Origin of the sequence: Brachybacterium sp. AOP25-B2-12, assembly GCF_052378625.1 — a bacterium.
Lineage (GTDB): Bacteria > Actinomycetota > Actinomycetes > Actinomycetales > Dermabacteraceae > Brachybacterium.
In genome coordinates this window covers 1-948 of record NZ_JBQSXW010000070.1, presented here as the reverse complement: position 1 = coordinate 948, position 948 = coordinate 1, and the positions used below count along the sequence as shown (strand labels likewise).

Genomic DNA, 948 nt, shown 5'->3' with positions numbered 1-948 from the left:
CTAGGGCGTGTCTCCTAAGCTCGTGCGCAGTCGTGCGTGATTCTGGATGGATGAGTCGACGAAGTGTGTTGTCCGACGCCCAGTGGGAGACTATCCAGCCTCTACTGCCCGCTCAAAAGCCCTGGTCAGGTCGTCCGAGGCGGGATCATCGCCAGGTGATCGAGGGCATCATCTACCGATACCGCTGCGGGATCGCCTGGCGAGACCTCCCCGAGGAGTTCGGGCCCTGGCAGACGGTGTGGAAACGCCACCGGGCTTGGGCCGAGGACGGCATCTGGGACCAGGTCCTTGACGCCCTGCTGGTCCGTGCTGATGCCGAGGGGAAACTGGATTGGTCGGTCGCGGTCGACTCCACGATCTGCCGTGCTCACCAGCACGGGACGAACTTTGAGCGCACCACGGGGGGCACTGTGGAACTACAAGAATCTCCGCTCCGAACCTCCTGATCACGCGCTCGGCCGCTCCCGCGGCGGGCTGTCGACGAAGATCCATCAGCTCGTCGACGGCCACGGCCTGCCGCTGGTGATCCTCTGCGGTCCCGGCCAGGCCGGTGACTCACCGATGTTTGGCCCGCTGCTGGATGCACTGTCGGTAGGTCGGGCCGGGCCCGGTCGGCCCCGCAACCGACCGGACATGCTGCGCGGCGACAAGGCCTACTCCTCCCGCGCTATCCGTTCCACACTCCGCCGCCGCGGCATCAAGTGCGTGATCCCTGAACCAAGTGACCAGCAGAAACACCGTCGCAACCGCGGGTCGCGCGGGGGCCGGCCCGTCGGCCTGGACGTCGAGGCCTACCGCGGCCGTAACGTCGTCGAGCGTGGCTACAGCAACGTCAAGCAGTGGCGCGGGTTGGCCACCCGCTACGACAAACTCGCCCTGACCTACCGAGCTGGAACTGTTCTGAGAGCCACGATCCAGTGGCTCAACCACCTGCTTTAGAGACGTGCC

At 65.9% G+C, this 948-nt stretch carries 1 protein-coding gene; it reads left to right on the top strand.

Annotated elements, in window-relative coordinates; all coding sequences use genetic code 11:
- Positions 1-50 precede the first annotated feature (50 nt).
- A protein-coding gene (locus tag ACT3TZ_RS15180; protein ID WP_444584246.1) for an IS5 family transposase occupies positions 51-939 on the top strand; the annotation gives its coding sequence in 2 pieces (ribosomal slippage) (positions 51-401 and positions 403-939; 888 coding nt in all).
- The last annotated feature ends 9 nt before the right edge of the window (positions 940-948 follow it).